Below are 16,200 nucleotides of genomic sequence, written 5' to 3'. Positions count from 1 at the left end.
GCCGTCCCTGTAACGGACTGCCTCCCCTTTCCAACGGAACGCCCTCCCCGCGCCGTCCGCACACATTTTCAAGGATAAGACCATGAACCGTGAAACCTTATTGTCTCAAGTTGCCGAACTCGTCAAAACCAAACTCAAACCCTTAGTGGACGAAATCGACCGCAATGGCTTGTATCCTGAAGATTTTATGTGCGAACTCGGCGCCATCGGCGGATTCGGCGCAGTCGGTACGGAAGCGGAAGGCGGCAACGGCTTGGGTTTGGCGACGCAAACCGCCGTCTTGCGCGAAGTCGGCAAAGAATGCGGCGCGACCTCATTCAGCGCATGGTGTCAGGCGGCTTGCGCTTGGTATCTGCACCAGACGCCCAACCAAGCCGTCAAAGACAAATACCTCGCCGACATCCTGCAAGGCAAAGTATTGGCGGGTACGGGCATGTCCAATACCGTCAAACACCTCGCCGGCATTGAAAAACACAACCTTCAAGCCGAGCGCGTGGACGGCGGCTACAAAGTTAACGGCGCGCTGCCGTGGGTATCCAACATCGGCGAAGATCACATCTGGGCGAATACCGCCCAAATCGGCGACGGCTACGTCATGTTCATCACCGGCGGACAATGGGAAGGCGTAACCCTGCAAGCCTGCCCCGAATTTTGCGCCCTCGAAGGCACGCGCACGTTCAGCCTGAACTTCAAAGACGTATTCATCCCTGACGAAGACGTGATTGCCGCGCCCGAACAGTTCTCCGACTACATCGCCTCCATCAAGTCCGGCTTTATCTTGCTGCAAATCGGCATCGGCGCAGGCGTAATCGACGGCAGCCTCGGCATCATCCGCATCGCCAACGTCGTCAACGCCGATGTCAACAGCTATCTCGACGACAGCTACGACAGCCTCAAAGCCGCCTTGGACGAAGCATGGCAAACCACCGAACGGCTGGCAGACTTGGCTTGGAACAACACGCCCGACAACCTCGCCACGCTGAAACTGCGCGCCGCCGCCGCCGAGCTGACGCTTGCCGCCGCCCAATCCGCCGCCTTACACGCCGGCGCCAAAGGCTACCTCATGCGCAGCCCCGCCCAACGCCGCGTCCGCGAAGCCATGTTTGTCGCCATCGTTACCCCCGCGTTGAAACACTTGCGCAAAGAAATCGCGGCGCTGGAAGCGGCATAAGGGCTGAAACAGACCAACAAGGGGTCGTCTGAAAACCTTTTGCCGACCGTTTTCAGACGACCTCAACCATTAGAAGGAACACACCATGGCACAATACATGTGCGGCCCCTGCGGCTGGATTTACGACGAAGACCTCGGCGACCCCGAACACGGCATCGCCCCCGGCACCAAATTCGATGACATCCCCGACGATTGGAAATGCCCCGAATGCGGCGTGAGCAAAGAAGACTTTTATCTGCTGGACTTCGTGATATAGCTTTGGACAAACTGAAAAGGTCGTCTGAAAACGTTGGGTCAAACGGTTTCAGACGACCTTTTTCAATGAAGCTTTTTCATTTTTCGGATGGATAAACAGAAGTAAACGATAAGAGCGTGTTCATAGTCTTCGTAGCAGGACTCCCAAGAAAGCCAAAGCTACCATTTGCAGACTGGTACTCAACTTACGCTCGCAGTTTTTCCAAAGCCGCCTGTTCTTTTCCAACCAGGAAAAGCTGCGCTCTACTACCCATCGCTTCGGCAATACTGCAAAACGGTGCAATTCGTTTCGTTTGGCAATCTCTACCTGCGCACCAATCAACTCCTGTACCGACGAAGCAAATGCCTTACCCGTGTAACCACCGTCAGCAAGGATTTTTTGTATCGCACCAAGATTATCCCGCCCACGTTCCAATGCCACCAGGCAGCCTTTTCTATCCGTAACATCCGCCGTCGTTACCGCAAGGGCATGCGGCAAACCTTGCGTGTCAACCGCTATATGTCGCTTGATACCGCTAACCTTCTTGCCCGCATCGTAGCCTTTTTCCATGGCGGTATCCGTGTTCTTCACACTCTGCGCATCAATAATCAGGAAAGTAGTTGCTTCATGGCGCCCCTGCTTGCGGCGCTCCGCAACTACCTGATTTTTTTAATGCTTCCTCAAGGATGCTGATGCCACTCTCGCGTGGTTCGGTCCATCTCTGGAAGTAGGAATGCACGGTGCGCCATTTGGGGAAGTCGCCCGGCAAAGCGCGCCAGGAGCAGCCAGTGCGTTGCAGGTAGAGAATGGCACAAAAGACATCGTACAAGTCCACCTGGCGTGGCGCTGTGCGTTTACGGGCACTTTCCAGCAGGGGAAGGAGAGGCGCAAATTGCTCGCGACTGATATCGCTTGGGTAGGTTTTTCTGTTCATGCCGATAGTTTACAGCAGAGGCTGAGACAATGAACACGTTCTAAGGCTTGGCTACTTCTTGTTTGAGTTTGTTTTAACAATCCGAGGAGGGGTTTTATTGAGGGAGACTTCAGGAGAAAAACAAAAAGCCGCTGTTTTTGCAGCGGCTTCTTGTCCGGTTTGGCGGAAACGGTGGGATTCGAACCCACGGAGGATTTGCACCCTCAGCGGATTTCGAGTCCGCTGCATTCAGCCTCTCTGCCACGTTTCCGTAGAATAAAGTAAAACCAAATAAAAATGCTGTTGGCTGGGCTTCACTTCATTTTTATTTGGTTTTTCTATTTTCAAGAAATGGCGGAAGCGGTGAGATTCGAACTCACGGAGGGCTATCAACCCTCGACGGTTTTCAAGACCGTTGCATTAAACCGCTCTGCCACGCTTCCGTTTCTTGAAGCGGAAATAATAATAAAATTTGTCGGATTTGCCAAGCGAAATTTTAAGGTGAATATTTAGTTTTTTGTTTTTACTTGGTTTGTTCTTTACGCATGAACACCCATTCGGATTCATTGGACGCTGCTGCGTTAAATGCGTAACCTTCGTAATCGAAGTTTTTCAGCATTTCCGGGTCGGCGATATTGTGTTCCGCCGCATAGCGCACCATCAGTCCGCGCGCGTGTTTGGCGTAGAAGCTGATGATTTTGTATTTGCCGTTTTTTTCATCCTTGAAAACGGGGGTAATCAGGCGGGCTTTGAGTTTTTTAGTGTTGACGGATTTGAAATATTCTTGCGAAGCGAGGTTGATTAATATGTCGCTGCCTGCTTGGGCAAGGGTGTCATTCAGCAGGTCAGTGATGATGTCGCCCCAAAATTCATACAAGTTCTTACCGCGTGTGTTGGCAAACGCCGTTCCCATTTCCAAGCGGTAGGGCTGCATCAAATCCAGCGGGCGCAGGATGCCGTAGAGGCCGGAAAGCAGGCGGACATGTTGTTGCAGATATTGGATTTGTTCGGGTTTGAGGATGTCGGCGGCGATGCCTTCGTAAACGTCGCCGTTGAACATAAAGACTGCCTGTTTGGCGTTGTCGGGGGTAAACGGTGTATGCCATTCGGCGTTGCGCTCAGCGTTTAAGAGGGCGATTTTATCGGAAACATGCATTAGCTCGGCGATTTGCTGCGGGGCAAGTTCACGCAGTTGGCGCATCAGGATTTCGGCTTCCGCCAAGAGGTCGGGTTGGGTGAATTCTTTGACGGGCGCAGGGGCTTTTTCATTGAGGTTTTTAGCGGGGGAAAGGACGAAAAACATAATGGACTCGGAGATGTGATAAACAGCGGCATTGTAGGTTTAAAATGTTTTGTGGGCAAGTTTGATAAGTGAAGTAAATGCCGTTATAGCAAAGGCGGTTTATATGGATATAAAAAGGTCGTCTGAAACTTTGAACTGGCCCCCAAATCTTGGACACTCATAAAAGCCTATTCAGGCGCTCTGTGCAAGCTGGGTTCTGTATGCGACAGGACTCAGCTTTTTCAATTTTAAACTGCAACGCTCCCGGTTGTAGTAATCCATATAGTCATCTATCTGTTTCATCAATTCATCCACCGTCAATTCTCCTGCGTTATAGAAACACTCCGTCTTCAACACCGCAAAGAAGCTTTCCATCGGCGCATTGTCCCAGCAGTTCGCCTTACGCGACATGCTTTGAACCATGGAATGTTTTGCAATCAATTTCCTATATTCCGCCGTACGGTACAGCACACCTTGGTCGGAATGCAGCATTGTTCCCTTATCAGTCAGACGGGGTGCGGCTTTTTCGAGCATTTCCTTCACCATTTCGCTGTCGGCTCTGCGGCTCATGGCGTAGGCGACGATCTCGCGGTTGAACAAGTCCAAGATTGGCGAGAGGTACAATTTGCCGTCTTTTCCTTTGAGTTCGGTAACGTCGGTCAGCCATTTTTCGTTGGGCTTTCGGGCTTTGAACCGGCGTTTGAGGAGGTTTTCCGATATTTCGCCCATAGCGGGATGGCGGTAGGCTTTTTTCGCCCGTATGAGGGCTTTCAGTTCCAACTGCTTCATCAACCGCGCCGCTTTTTTGCGGTTCCAACCCAATGCTGCGGCAATGCGCCTTTGTCCGTAGCGTCCTTTATGCCGCCGGTAGGTTTCGACAAGGAGGGCTTTGTCGGCTGCGTCGGGGTCGGGTCGGTCTTGGTGATGGTAGTAAAAGCTGCTTTTGGGCAGGTTTGCGATGTGCAGCAGGTATTTGAGCGGGTGTTGCGCCCTCAGTGTTTGGACGGTTTGGCTTTGTCCTTTGCGGTCTGCTTTTGGCTGAGGGCTTTTAACTCCTTTAGGTAGGCGACCTCTGCGCGCATATAGCACAACTCTTCAATAAGCTCCGCCTGTGTTTTTTCTTGGTCGGGTTTATCTGCGATGAAGGGGTTTTTGCGGTGTTGGGGCATGGTTTTGGATTGGGGATGTTCGAGTGCGCCGATGCCGCCTTCTTGATAGGCGCGTATCCATCGCCGCAGGTGGGTTCTGGAAATGCCGTAGTGGTCTGCGGTACGCTGTTGGCTGCGTATATGCAGATAGTGGAGTACGGCTTGGTATTTGAAGTGTAATGTATATTTGCTCATAAAAAAACTGCACCTTGTGAGTTGGAGGGGATGTCCAACTTTTGGGGTGCAGTTCAACTTTTCAGACGACCTTTGGCGATAAACGGATTTATTGGGTGCTGATAATCCGGTTGATCTGCCATTCAAGAAACGGCGTATATGCCGAGACGCGGCGGATAATGGCTTGGTCTTCGTTATCCGGCGTGCTTGGGCGGCTTTCGGCGGTTTGGATGTTTTTGTTGTCCCATTTGTGGAATGCTTTGCTGTGTTGATGATAGAAACCGCGTTCAGTGATGATGACTTCGGGGTTGTAGCCGTAGCCGCACCATGCGGAATCGGGTTGCGGGGCGGTGAGGTTGCAGCCGGTTTGGTAGTAGCGCGATTTGGACAGGCTTAAGTTGTAGAGGGTCGGCAGGATGTCTTTGTGCGAACCTGCGCGTTCGGGATGGTATTCGGCGCTGCCGCGGTAGGCTTGCGGGACGTAAAGGTAGAAGGGGACGCTGTGGCCGAGTGCGGCATCGGCGGATTCGGGATAGCCGATGGCGCGCATATTGTGGTCGCCGGTGGCGGCGATAATGGTGTCGGGCGCGATGGTTTTCACTTTGCCGATAAAGCGGCCGAGTTGGTCGTTGCTGTATCGGAAGGTGTTGAAAATTTCATTCAGCTCTTTGCCTGAGGCGAGGTTGGCAAGGCGTTTTTGCTCTTGTTCGTCCAAACGGAAGTTTTTCGCCTGATGCGGCGCGGGCAGGCGGTAGGGCGGATGGTTGGTCACGGACATCATCATGATGAATACGGGCGTGCCGCTTTTTTCGGCGCGCGCGAGTTCTTCTTCGGCATAGCGGAACATGAATTCGTCGGGCACGCCCCATGTGTCGGATTTTGCTTCGGGATAGTGGGTTTTGAGGGTGTTTTCATCGATGATTTCGTTGACGCCCAAGTGCCGCAGGAAGGTGTCGAAATCGCGCCAGCCGCCGTTGCCCGCCGTAATATAGACGACGCGGTAGCCGGCATCGAGATAGGGTTTGAACATATTGCCGGGGAAGGTTTTGTTTTTGGCGAGGGATTGGCTGAGGTTGAGGCGCGGGCTGCGGACGAAGAAGCGGTGCAGGGTGTCGCTGGTGCCGTCTCCCTCGGAAACGAATTTGCGGTACACCCAGTCTTGCTGCCAGTGTTTGCCCAGTTCGCCCAAGAGGTCCCGTTCGGGGTTGTCCATGTTCAAGAGATGCGCACTCATGCTTTCCATGACAGTGAGAACGACGTTGGGACGGTGTTTTTCGGCGGCGGCGTTTGCGGCGGTTTGGGCAAAGAGCTGCGTCAAGTCGGCGTCGGTTTTTTTATCGAGCAGGGTGCTGATGAGCCGGCTGCCGTCTTCGTCGGAGACGGGATGGAAGTCGTTGCTGTTGCGGTATTCGTTGACTGCCCAGCTTAGGGAGGTCAGGGCGTTGGGGACGAGTTTGTTGATTTGCGGTGCGGCGGAAATCTGCATGGCGGTCTGACGCAGGGGGAATTTGCCGAACGAGCCGCGTATGCCTGCGGCAAGCGCGAGGACGGGTAAGAGGGCGGCGGCAATCCAAGCGGTTTTCCCCCATGAGGTCGTCTGAAAGCGGGTGCGGCGGCGGATGAGGCTGAAGATTTTGCCGAAAACGAAAGCTGCGGCAATCAAGGCGGCAAGACAGGGGATGACGGGATAGTCCGACCAGACGGTTTTCAGGACAGCGCGGGTGTCTTCGTCTGCCAGTCCGAAGACGAAGACGTCAAATTGACGGTCGTAAACGCTGTAATAGAACCAGTTGCCCAGCGCGGCGGCAAAGGCGGTCAGGAAAAGGACGGTTGCGACGGTAGGCAGGAGGCGTAGGGTAAAGGCGGTGGTTTTCTGCGTAGCCAGTCCGAACAGCCCGATCAGGAAGGGGAAGGCGGCGGCAACGGAGGCGATTTTGATGTCGAACAGCAGCCCTTTGACAAACAAAGCCGCCAAATCGCCCGCGTAACGGCTGCGGATGTCGTCTGAAACGAAATGATGCAGCATGAAGAAACGTTCGGCGGAGAAAACGGCGACGATGGATGCCCATAAAATCAGGCAGATGAGGAGGGTTTTCCGATAGGCGGTAAGGCGGGTCATCATAATTGGCGGGGAAGATGGGTTGGATGTAAATTTATATCAAATTTAGTAAGGTGTAATTTTACGGTTTAACGGTGCGGCTTTCAAGATATGGCAAAAGATTATCGGGAATAGGAGGGGTTCAGACGACGCTTTATCCGGCGTTTCTATGCAACTTCGTTGGCGTAGGAAGGGTTGCGTCGCTGTATGGATATTTGGATTTTCGTTAAACCGGTTTGGGCGGCTTTAAAGGAAAAAGGTCGTCTGAAAACCTTCATCTTCTGTTTTCAGACGACCTTTGATGCGATAGCTGCCGCTTACAGCACTGATTTCACAGTATCCACCACATTTTCCACAGTAAAGCCGAATTCTTTGAACAGCAGTTCGGCAGGGGCGGATTCGCCGAAGCGGTTGATGCCGACGACTGCGCCGTTCAATCCAACGTATTTGTACCAGCCGTCGGCGTGTCCGGCTTCTACGGCGATGCGCGGCAGGCCTTCGGGCAGGACGGTGGCTTGATAGGCGGCGTCTTGGCGGTCGAAGACGTTGGTGGACGGCATGGAAACAACGCGTACGGCGATGTTTTGCGCGGCGAGGGCTTTTTGCGCTTCCAGAGCCAGCTCGACTTCGGAACCGGTGGCAATGATGACGGCTTGGGCGTTGCCTTGGGCTTCGCTGATGACGTAGCCGCCGCGTTTGATGTCGTTCAGTTGTTGTTCGTTGCGCGCTTGGAATTTCAGGTTTTGACGGCTGAAAATCAGGCAGGACGGATGGTCTTCGGCTTTTACCGCTTCCGCCCATGCCACCAGCGATTCGGCGGTGTCGCACGGACGCCATACGTCCATGTTCGGAATCAGGCGCAGGGTGGCGGTTTGCTCGATGGGTTGGTGGGTCGGGCCGTCTTCGCCGAGGCCGATGGAATCGTGGGTGAAGACGAAGACGGGGTTGATTTTCATCAGCGCCGCCATGCGCAGGGCGTTGCGTTCGTATTCGCTGAACATCAGGAAAGTTGCGCCGAAGGGTTTTACGCCGCCATGCAGGGCAAGGCCGTTCATGATGGCACCCATGCCGAACTCGCGCACGCCGTAGTGGATGTAGTTGCCGCCTTTGTCGCGGGTAACGGAGACACTGCCCGACCAGTCGGTCAGGTTGGACGGAGTCAGGTCGGCTGAACCGCCCACCAGTTCGGGCAGCTCTTTAGCGAGGATTTCGATGCTGTTTTGGCTGGCTTTGCGGGTGGCGATGGTTTCGGCTTTGGCACACACTTCTTTCAATGCTGCTTGAACGTATGCATCGAAATTGTCCGGCAGTTTTTTATCCATGCGGCGCACGAATTCTGCGGCCTCGGCGGGATATTTGGCTTGGTATTGCGCAAACAGATCGTTCCATTCCGCTTCCAGTTTCGCGCCTTGTTCTTTCGCACTCCATGCGTCGTAAATTTCTTGCGGAATTTCAAAGGCGGGGTAAGCCCAGCCCAGATGTTTACGCGTGGCTTCGATTTCGTCCGCGCCCAAAGGTGCGCCGTGGGTTTTGTGGCTACCTTCTTTGTTGGCGCTGCCTTTGCCGATTAAGGTTTTGCAGCAGATGAGGGACGGTTTGCCGGTTTCGGCGCGGGCAGCTTCGATGGCGGCTTGAATGGCGGCGGTGTCGTGGCCGTTTACATTGGGAACGACGTGCCAGCCGTAGCTTTCAAAGCGTTGCGGGATGTTTTCGGTAAACCAGCCGTCCACTTTGCCGTCGATGGAAATATTGTTGTCATCATATAAAACAATCAGTTTGCCCAAGCCCAAGGTGCCGGCGAGCGAACAGGCTTCGTGCGATACGCCTTCCATCAGGCAGCCGTCGCCCATAAAGACATAGGTGTAGTGATCGACGATGTTCAAACCGTCTTTATTAAATTCGGCGGCAAGGATTTTTTCCGCCAATGCCATACCCACCGCGTTGGCAATGCCTTGTCCCAACGGGCCGGTCGTAGTTTCCACGCCGTCGGTGTAGCCGTATTCGGGGTGGCCGGGGGTTTTACTGTGCAGCTGGCGGAAATTTTTCAAGTCTTCAATGCTCAGGTTGTAGCCGGTCAGGTGCAGCAGGCTGTACAACAGCATGGACGCGTGGCCGTTGGAGAGGACGAAGCGGTCGCGGTTGTAGAATTTGGGGTTGGCAGGGTTGTGACGCAGGAATTTCGTCCACAATACTTCCGCCATTTCCGCCATACCCATGGGCGCGCCGGGGTGGCCGGAATTTGCTTTTTGAACGGCATCGGCCGAGAGGAAACGGATTGCGTTTGCCAGTTGAGACATTTTGTACCTTCCTTGCTGTATTGGTTTGAAACGGTAACGGTAAAGAAAATTCCGTTGATTATCGCCCGATTCGGGCAGGCTTTCAAGGATATGGGCGGCTTTCAGACGACCTTTCCGTCTATCAGAAGGACAACTTCAAACCGGTACGGCATCGGTTTCGCGTTGTCCTGTTTTAAAAATTGTCCGCATAAGGGGTCGTCTTAAACAGGCAAAGCAGATGAGATTAACTGTTATTCCGTTTTGAAACAGTAGTTTATAAATTTTTATCAGAGATATAGCGATTCGCTATAAGCATAGCGTCATCGGTTATATGCAACTGCTTGAATATCGCCGATTTCGGACTCGGACAACAGAAAAATCAAAACGGGTGGCATATAAAAGCCAAGTAGGGCTTTTTGCTTTGGTCAAGTTCAAATGATATGATTCCGACGCATATAAAAGGTCGTCTGAAAAACCAATCAAACCAGTAATCAGAATAAAAGACCTGCGCGCAAACACACGAAGGAACACTGAAAAATGTCAACAGAAAACCAAGCCGAAAACGCTGTGTCAGAAGAAAAAAACGTTGCCCCGAAAGAGCAGTCCGAGAAACCGGCAAAAACCGCTCCGCCCAAACCCTCAAAACCCAAATCCAGCGTCATCCAAATCCATCCCGAAGGGGAACGCATCCATCCGAAAAAAGCGGAAGGGCGGTTCGCCAAATTGCGTATAGCCGCCGTATTGGCGACGCAGTTTGTGTTTTATGTGATTCCGTGGTTCAACTGGAGCGACCGTCAGGCGGTACTCTTCAATATTCCGGACCGCCATTTCTTCATTTTCGGGCTGTCGCTGGGTATGGGCGACTTGATTTACCTTGCCCTGCTGCTGATGATTTGCGCCTTCGGACTGTTTTGGTGGACGACGATTGCCGGACGCTTGTGGTGCGGCTATTCCTGCCCGCAGACGGTTTACACCGAAATCATGCTTTGGATCGACAACTTGGTCGAAGGCGACCGCAACAAACGCCTGAAGCTGGAAAAATCGCCGTGGAATTTCACTAAAATCCGCATCAAAGCAACTAAAGCCCTGCTGATTTTCATTGTCTGCGCGTGGACAGGCATTACCTTTGCGGGCTGGTTTGTCCCGATCCGCCAGTTCGTTCCCGACTTGTTTGCCGGAGCGGCGGGCGGCGGCGCGATGTTTGCCGCAGCGTTTTACGGCTTCATGACCTTCTTCTTTGCCCACGTTATGCGTGAGAAAGTGTGCCTGCATATGTGTCCGTATGCACGCTTCCAAAGCGCGATGTTCGACAAAGACACGCTGATTATTTCTTACGATACCGAACGCGGCGAACCGCGCGGCGCACGCAAGAAAACCGCCAACAAAGAAGACAGCGGATTGGGCGACTGCATCAACTGCACCATGTGCGTACAGGTCTGTCCCGTCGGTATCGATATCCGCGACGGTTTGCAATACCAATGTATCGGCTGTGCGGCGTGTATTGATGCCTGCGACGAAATTATGGACAAAATGGGTTATCCGCGCGGCCTGATACGCTATACGACCGAAGGCGCGTTGGAACACGAATATCCTGAAAGCGACATCAAAAAACGCTTGAAACGTCCGCGTGTGGCGGGATACGGCGCTGTTTTACTGGTGGTTATTATTGCTTTCTTGGTCGGACTTTCCACCCGCAAAATGGTAGAAGTCGATATTTTGAAAGACCGCGGCGTGATGGTGCGCGAAAACAGCAAAGGTTGGCTGGAAAACGCATACAACCTGCGCATTATCAACAATAGCGAAAACGAACAAGTGATGACTGCGGCAGTCAAAGGCTTTGAAGAAATTGCCCTGACCGGATTGCCGGAAGGCGGCGTGAAAATCGCACCGCGCCAAACGTTGACCATCCCTGTCCAAGTTTCCACCATTCCCGAATACGCCGACAAGGGCAGCCATCCGATTGAGTTTACCTTCACTTATCGCGAAACCGGCAAAGCAGATGGCAAACCCACTATCTTGGAAGAAGAAGCAACCTTTATCGGAGAATAAAACGTGTCCGAGCAAAAACAAGTCAAACCTTGGTACAAACACATTTGGCCGTGGGTGTTGATGGCGGGGCCTATTTTCGTTGTGATTGCCAGTGTCGCCATGTTCTTCGTCGCCAAAGAGCATGCAACCGATTTGGTAACGGACGACTATTACAAAGACGGCAAACACATCGACATCCAGCTTCACCGCGATGAAGAGGCAGTAAAGCGGCATATGCAGGTGCAAGTGTTGATCAGTCCGGATAAGGATGCGGCCAAAGTGTTTGTCAGCGGGGAATTCGATCCCAAACAGCCTTTGAATCTCCTTTTGATGCACCCGACTAAAAAATCGGAAGACCAAACCGTCAAACTGCACCCCGTCAGCTCGGAAATCCAAAACGGCCGTATGGAGTATGAAGCAACTTTCAAACCCCTGCCGCCGACCAACCACTGGTATCTGCGCGTGGAAGATACCTCGGGCGTTTGGCGGGTGGAGGATAAATGGATAGTCAGTCAAGGCAATGCAATCAATCTGACCCCTATGAACAAATTGTTTGAGAACGCCAATCAGAAGCCGAAAGATTCAGGACAATAGTTTGACAGGCTCAAAAGGTCGTCTGAAAAATTTCAGACGACCTTCATGTTGTAAGGTTTGTGATGATGTTGGCGCAAATATAGTGGATTAACTTTAAACCAGTACGGCGTTGTCTCGCCTTAGCTCAAAGAGAACGATTCTCTAAGGTGCTGAAGCACCAAGTGAATCGGTTCCGTACTATCTGTACTGTCTGCAGCTTCGTCGCCTTGTCCTGATTTAAATTTAATCCACTATAAAGCGGGCAGGGCAGTATCGGTCGTGAACATAGCTGAATGACTGATAAGGCAGGATAACCGTTTTCAGATGACCCCGGTCGTCATGAAAGTAACAAGGACAAGGTATGAGCAAACGCTGGCGCAGGCTGACGGACAACGAAATCAAAATGGCAAAGCTGATTTTTGCCGACAGCATTGATTACGCCCGCGTCAAAATCTATCAAGGCATTCCTTGCCTACCAACCATGCAGGTTGCCGTTTCGCCCAACGGGAACATCTATTTCCCGCGCAATAATTGTCCTGACGACTTCGCCCTCGCTTCCGAGTCCCATCAAATATGGATGATTCATGAATTGACCCATGTTTGGCAGTACCAGCAAGGATTTAAAACCTGGTTGGGCGGATTGTTTTTGTTCGTCAGCGGAGGCTACCGCCGCCGCCGTGCCTATCTCTATCCCAATCTGTCTGATATTTGTCATTTCGGTATGCTGAATATGGAGCAGCAGGCGGATTTATTGGCGCATTATTACGCGTCGTGTCATCTAAAAGGCAACATATACAACGCCCAAAATCAAACCTTTCAAAAGATTTTAAAGTCGTTTATCGACGACCCGTGCCAAAAAGAATGGCTGCCTCAATGCAGGTTTTATCGAAAAAACAAACGGACTTGAAGGCTTTTGCTGTCTGAAAGATGGTTAAAACATATGCTTTCAGACAGACAAGTCCGTTATAATAGGCAAATTAACTATCATAACCACATCAAAGGTAAATCATGCCTTGGAACATACCGATTTTTCTGACTTGGATGCGCGTTTTGCTGATTCCGGTCTTTACTTTGCTGTTTTTCCTGCCAAAAGGGTGGATTGCACCGGAAACCGTCAATTGGACTGCCGCTATCATTTTCGCACTCGCAGCCGTAACCGATTGGTTTGACGGATTTTTAGCAAGGCTTTGGAAGCAAACCTCCGATTTCGGCGCATTCCTCGATCCCGTTGCGGATAAATTGATGGTAGCGACCGCATTATTACTGCTGGTCAGCCTTGGCCGTACTTATGTTATCTTCGCCATCATCATCATCGGCAGGGAAATTACCATTTCCGCCTTGAGGGAATGGATGGCGCAAATGGGCAGACGCAGCAGCGTTGCCGTTGCCACGATCGGCAAATTTAAAACCGCCGCGCAAATGGTTGCTATATTTTTATTGCTCTTAGCCTCCAATCGATTTGACAATATTTTTTACCTGACAGGTAACATATTGATGTTTATCGCATCTGTATTAACCCTCTGGTCAATGTTCTATTATCTGAAAATGGCGTGGCAGGAAATCAAATAAAAAATAAAACAAACCCCTTGACGACAAGTTTTAAATCCATAATAATTGCGTCTTCTTCAGAAACAGCAGCAAGAAACAGACATTCGGCGGGAATAGCTCAGTTGGTAGAGCGCAACCTTGCCAAGGTTGAGGTCGCGAGTTCGAGACTCGTTTCCCGCTCCAAACGAATCCTGTCTTAAGTTGCTATAAAGTTTCTCCGATGCGGGAATAGCTCAGTTGGTAGAGCGCAACCTTGCCAAGGTTGAGGTCGCGAGTTCGAGACTCGTTTCCCGCTCCACAGTTTAATTTTCAGATGTGTCCCATGCGGGAATAGCTCAGTTGGTAGAGCGCAACCTTGCCAAGGTTGAGGTCGCGAGTTCGAGACTCGTTTCCCGCTCCATCATTCAGGCACATTTGGATAGGCGGGAATAGCTCAGTTGGTAGAGCGCAACCTTGCCAAGGTTGAGGTCGCGAGTTCGAGACTCGTTTCCCGCTCCAGTTTGAACACTACCTGGTAGTTTGTTTGGCGAGATAGCAAAGTGGTTATGCAGCGGATTGCAAATCCGTCTACGCCGGTTCGATTCCGACTCTCGCCTCCACTCATTTCATGGCGGGGTGGCAGAGTGTTTATGCTATAAGGGGTGCAACCCTTATATAGGCCGGTTCAAATCCGTGCCCCCGCCTCCAAATTTTAATATAAAACAGTCTGCGCCCGGGTGGTGAAATAGGTAGACACAACGGACTTAAAATCCGTCGGCCCTAAACCGGCCGTGCCGGTTCGATTCCGGCTCCGGGCACCACAACCGCTTTTAGAGCGGTTATTTTTTTGCCTGTCGAAGCCTAACACCGTAAACCAAAGCCAAGAAAGACAAGGCTTCTCACTGGTTTCGGTATCTTTATAGTGGATTAAATTTAAATCAGGACAAGGCGACGAAGCCGCAGACAATACAGATAGTACGGCAAGGCGAGGCAACGCCGTACTGGTTTAAAGTTAATCTACTATACATCATATAATTCTGCCTATTTCTGCCTAATTGAATCAACCTAAAATTTACGGTATCTTTTGCGGTATCTGAAAAATACTGTAAAAATGAAGCTGAACGACCGACAAATCAAAAACACCAAGCCTGCCGAAAAACCGTTTAAGCTGAATGACGGCAAGGGCTTGTATCTGTATATCAATACGAGCGGCGGGAAGTTATGGGGGGTGATTTTTCGCATAACGGCAAACGGAAAACGCTTTCAATCGGCAAATATCCGACCATATCACTAGTGGAAGCCCACCAAGCTGCTGAAAACGCCCGCTGCTTGCTTGCATCGGGGCAAGACCCCAGCGAAGCCAAGCAACAGGAAAAACGCGAATGGCAAGCCGCTGTCAGTAATATAGTCAATTAAAATCAAAATAGGACAGTAACGCATCGTCAAATCGGGCGTAATCAGACAAAACGGTTCGCAGATACCGCTTAATATTCGCCCACACCTTCTCAATCGGGTTGAGCTCAGGCGAATAAGGTGCAAGAGGCAATACCTTATGTCCCAATTTTCCCGCCATTTCCCGTAAGACACCCATACGGTGAAATCGTGCATTATCTAAAATAATCACCGATTTTTGAGTCAATGCAGGCAGTAGGCATTGCTGAAACCACGCTTCAAAAAAGACTCCGGTCATCGTATTTTGATAAACCATCGGAGCAATCAGCCGGTTGCCGACTTGTGCGGACACCAGAGATAAGCGTCGGTATCTTTTTCCACTTATCTGCGCTTTCACTATTTGCCCTTTCGGGCTGCGGGCATAGGGACGGAACAGGTAGCGGTCAAATCCTGTTTCATCTAAATAACGTGTAGAAATCAGTAGCGTTGTTTACAGTATTTCCAGGAGAATACTGAAACATGAACATGCACAAAAACACCCGCCTCACCCCGCACCACCGACAAGCCATTTGGCTGGCCTACACGCAGGGGAAGGAAAGCGTCACCTCCCTGGCACGCCGCTACCAAGTCAGCCGCGTCACCATTTACCGCGCCCTTAAAGCCGCAAGGGCCAAGCTGCTCAAACCGCAAACCAGTACCAACAACCGTTTCAAACAGGCAAAGTACGGAATGAAACGCCTGGCCAAGGTAGAACGCAGCATTCAGGAAAACTCAAAAAGCAGGCCAAACGCTACAATAAATCCTACCCCGGAGAGCTGGTGCATCTCGACACCAAACGGCTGCCGCTGCTCAAAGGGCAGAAAGCCACCGATAAGCGGGATTACCTGTTTGTCGCCATCGACGATTTCTCAAGGGAGCTATACGCCGCCATTTTGCCGGACAAAACCGCAGACAGCGCCGCCAAGTTTCTGACCGAACACCTGATTGATCCCTGCCCATACCTGATTGAGTGCGTTTACTCCGACAACGGTACGGAATACAAAGGCTCGGCCAACCATGCTTTCGGTGTAGCCTGTTACGAGAACGGGATTGGTCAAAAGTTTACCCGGGTTGCCCGTCCGCAGACCAACGGTAAGGCGGAGCGGGTTATCCGTACCCTGATGGAGATGTGGCATGAGAAACAGTCGTTTGAGAGTCCGGAACACCGGCAAAAGGAGTTGTGCCGCTTTGTTAATTTTTATAACACTGTGAAGCCACACCGCAGTTTGAACGGCGATACGCCGTTTGAGGTCTTGCAGGCTTATTTTTCTCAACCTGTTGTGTAAACAACGCGACGATTTTCTACAATAAACGCGTTGGTAGTCAGAAAATTCGGCCGGCTGT

The 16,200-nt window shown here is 51.5% G+C and carries 13 protein-coding genes, 8 tRNA genes and 5 pseudogenes; 16 read left to right on the top strand and 10 right to left on the bottom strand.

The features are described from left to right. Nucleotides 1–82 precede the first annotated feature (82 nt). Complete coding sequence (locus tag NM96_06595) at nt 83–1,171, top strand: acyl-CoA dehydrogenase (GenBank protein ID AVR79041.1); 1,089 nt, start codon at nt 83–85, stop codon at nt 1,169–1,171. A gap of 85 nt (nt 1,172–1,256) precedes the next feature. Then, nucleotides 1,257–1,427 (top strand): rubredoxin, encoded by a 171-nt coding sequence (locus NM96_06590; protein ID AVR79040.1) that lies wholly within the window; start codon nt 1,257–1,259, stop codon nt 1,425–1,427. Nucleotides 1,428–1,547: 120 nt separating this feature from the next. Here NM96_06590 and NM96_06585 read toward each other — a convergent pair. From NM96_06585 to tkt, 8 genes and pseudogenes are all read right to left on the bottom strand, one after another. Further along, a protein-coding gene (locus NM96_06585; protein ID AVR79039.1) for an IS5/IS1182 family transposase occupies nt 1,548–2,340 on the bottom strand; the annotation gives its coding sequence in 2 pieces (ribosomal slippage) (nt 1,548–2,076 and nt 2,075–2,340; 795 coding nt in all). Between the two features lie 160 nt (nt 2,341–2,500). Beyond that, a tRNA-Ser gene (locus NM96_06580) sits at nt 2,501–2,590 on the bottom strand. Between the two features lie 81 nt (nt 2,591–2,671). Continuing rightward, nucleotides 2,672–2,762, bottom strand: a tRNA-Ser gene (locus NM96_06575). An 80-nt stretch (nt 2,763–2,842) separates the two neighbouring features. Next, nucleotides 2,843–3,622, bottom strand: a complete 780-nt coding sequence (locus NM96_06570; GenBank protein ID AVR79038.1) for a peroxide stress protein YaaA — start codon at nt 3,620–3,622, stop codon at nt 2,843–2,845. Between the two features lie 171 nt (nt 3,623–3,793). Then, nucleotides 3,794–4,690: an IS3 family transposase gene (locus tag NM96_06565; protein ID AVR79037.1), complete on the bottom strand. Its 897-nt coding sequence runs from the start codon at nt 4,688–4,690 to the stop codon at nt 3,794–3,796. Beyond that, nucleotides 4,659–5,001, bottom strand: a pseudogene (locus tag NM96_06560) (helix-turn-helix domain-containing protein). The gene NM96_06565 and the pseudogene NM96_06560 overlap by 32 nt, the downstream one beginning before the upstream one ends. Before the next feature lie 31 nt (nt 5,002–5,032). Then, nucleotides 5,033–7,045, bottom strand: coding sequence for a phosphoglycerol transferase (locus NM96_06555; GenBank protein ID AVR79036.1), 2,013 nt, complete (start codon nt 7,043–7,045; stop codon nt 5,033–5,035). 293 nt (nt 7,046–7,338) lie between these two features. Continuing rightward, nucleotides 7,339–9,318, bottom strand: a complete 1,980-nt coding sequence (gene tkt / locus NM96_06550) for a transketolase (GenBank protein ID AVR79035.1) — start codon at nt 9,316–9,318, stop codon at nt 7,339–7,341. Nucleotides 9,319–9,330: 12 nt separating this feature from the next. Between tkt and NM96_06545 the strand changes: the two genes are divergently transcribed. Next, on the top strand, nt 9,331–9,522 hold the full coding sequence (locus NM96_06545) for a hypothetical protein (GenBank protein ID AVR79034.1): 192 nt from the start codon (nt 9,331–9,333) through the stop codon (nt 9,520–9,522). A gap of 102 nt (nt 9,523–9,624) precedes the next feature. Here the strand turns inward: NM96_06545 and NM96_06540 are convergent, their stop codons facing one another. Further along, nucleotides 9,625–9,828: a hypothetical protein gene (locus NM96_06540; protein ID AVR79033.1), complete on the bottom strand. Its 204-nt coding sequence runs from the start codon at nt 9,826–9,828 to the stop codon at nt 9,625–9,627. A gap of 6 nt (nt 9,829–9,834) precedes the next feature. Between NM96_06540 and ccoG the strand changes: the two genes are divergently transcribed. The 12 genes and pseudogenes from ccoG (at nt 9,835) to NM96_06480 (ending at nt 14,829) form a co-directional block, all read left to right on the top strand. After that, entirely contained in the window at nt 9,835–11,346 is a 1,512-nt protein-coding gene (gene ccoG / locus NM96_06535; GenBank protein AVR79032.1) for a cytochrome c oxidase accessory protein CcoG, read from the top strand. Nucleotides 11,347–11,349: 3 nt separating this feature from the next. Beyond that, nucleotides 11,350–11,919, top strand: coding sequence for a hypothetical protein (locus NM96_06530; GenBank protein AVR79031.1), 570 nt, complete (start codon nt 11,350–11,352; stop codon nt 11,917–11,919). A 109-nt stretch (nt 11,920–12,028) separates the two neighbouring features. Then, nucleotides 12,029–12,136: pseudogene (locus NM96_06525) on the top strand (IS5/IS1182 family transposase). A 123-nt stretch (nt 12,137–12,259) separates the two neighbouring features. After that, on the top strand, nt 12,260–12,805 hold the full coding sequence (locus tag NM96_06520) for a type IV secretion protein Rhs (GenBank protein AVR79030.1): 546 nt from the start codon (nt 12,260–12,262) through the stop codon (nt 12,803–12,805). 101 nt (nt 12,806–12,906) lie between these two features. Further along, the gene (gene pgsA, locus NM96_06515; GenBank protein AVR79029.1) at nt 12,907–13,467 is read left to right on the top strand and encodes a CDP-diacylglycerol--glycerol-3-phosphate 3-phosphatidyltransferase; all 561 of its coding nucleotides are present in this window, start codon (nt 12,907–12,909) and stop codon (nt 13,465–13,467) included. An 86-nt stretch (nt 13,468–13,553) separates the two neighbouring features. After that, nucleotides 13,554–13,629, top strand: a tRNA-Gly gene (locus tag NM96_06510). A 39-nt stretch (nt 13,630–13,668) separates the two neighbouring features. Further along, nucleotides 13,669–13,744: transfer RNA gene (locus NM96_06505), tRNA-Gly, on the top strand. Between the two features lie 26 nt (nt 13,745–13,770). Continuing rightward, nucleotides 13,771–13,846: transfer RNA gene (locus NM96_06500), tRNA-Gly, on the top strand. A 22-nt stretch (nt 13,847–13,868) separates the two neighbouring features. Then, a tRNA-Gly gene (locus NM96_06495) sits at nt 13,869–13,944 on the top strand. Nucleotides 13,945–13,971: 27 nt separating this feature from the next. Next, a tRNA-Cys gene (locus NM96_06490) sits at nt 13,972–14,045 on the top strand. A gap of 111 nt (nt 14,046–14,156) precedes the next feature. Next, nucleotides 14,157–14,246: transfer RNA gene (locus tag NM96_06485), tRNA-Leu, on the top strand. 290 nt (nt 14,247–14,536) lie between these two features. Beyond that, nucleotides 14,537–14,829 (top strand): annotated as a pseudogene (locus NM96_06480) (integrase). A 4-nt stretch (nt 14,830–14,833) separates the two neighbouring features. On the opposite strand, the pseudogene NM96_06475 reads toward NM96_06480, so the two are convergent. Further along, nucleotides 14,834–15,283: pseudogene (locus NM96_06475) on the bottom strand (IS630 family transposase). A 53-nt stretch (nt 15,284–15,336) separates the two neighbouring features. On the opposite strand from NM96_06475, the pseudogene NM96_06470 reads away from it, so the two are divergent. After that, nucleotides 15,337–16,142: pseudogene (locus NM96_06470) on the top strand (IS481 family transposase). Nucleotides 16,143–16,200 lie beyond the last annotated feature (58 nt).

The organism is Neisseria mucosa (assembly GCA_003028315.1).
Lineage (GTDB): Bacteria > Pseudomonadota > Gammaproteobacteria > Burkholderiales > Neisseriaceae > Neisseria > Neisseria mucosa.
This window is presented reverse-complemented; position numbering and strand designations above follow the sequence as displayed.

Excerpts from the sequence above, each read along its gene's own strand:
- tkt (AVR79035.1), bottom strand. The coding sequence starts at position 9,318 with ATGTCTCAACTGGCAAACGCAATCCGTTTCCTCTCGGCCGATGCCGTT.
- NM96_06555 (AVR79036.1), bottom strand. The coding sequence starts at position 7,045 with ATGATGACCCGCCTTACCGCCTATCGGAAAACCCTCCTCATCTGCCTG.
- pgsA (AVR79029.1), top strand. The coding sequence starts at position 12,907 with ATGCCTTGGAACATACCGATTTTTCTGACTTGGATGCGCGTTTTGCTG.
- NM96_06590 (AVR79040.1), top strand. The coding sequence starts at position 1,257 with ATGGCACAATACATGTGCGGCCCCTGCGGCTGGATTTACGACGAAGAC.
- NM96_06595 (AVR79041.1), top strand. The coding sequence starts at position 83 with ATGAACCGTGAAACCTTATTGTCTCAAGTTGCCGAACTCGTCAAAACC.
- NM96_06520 (AVR79030.1), top strand. The coding sequence starts at position 12,260 with ATGAGCAAACGCTGGCGCAGGCTGACGGACAACGAAATCAAAATGGCA.
- NM96_06570 (AVR79038.1), bottom strand. The coding sequence starts at position 3,622 with ATGTTTTTCGTCCTTTCCCCCGCTAAAAACCTCAATGAAAAAGCCCCT.
- ccoG (AVR79032.1), top strand. The coding sequence starts at position 9,835 with ATGTCAACAGAAAACCAAGCCGAAAACGCTGTGTCAGAAGAAAAAAAC.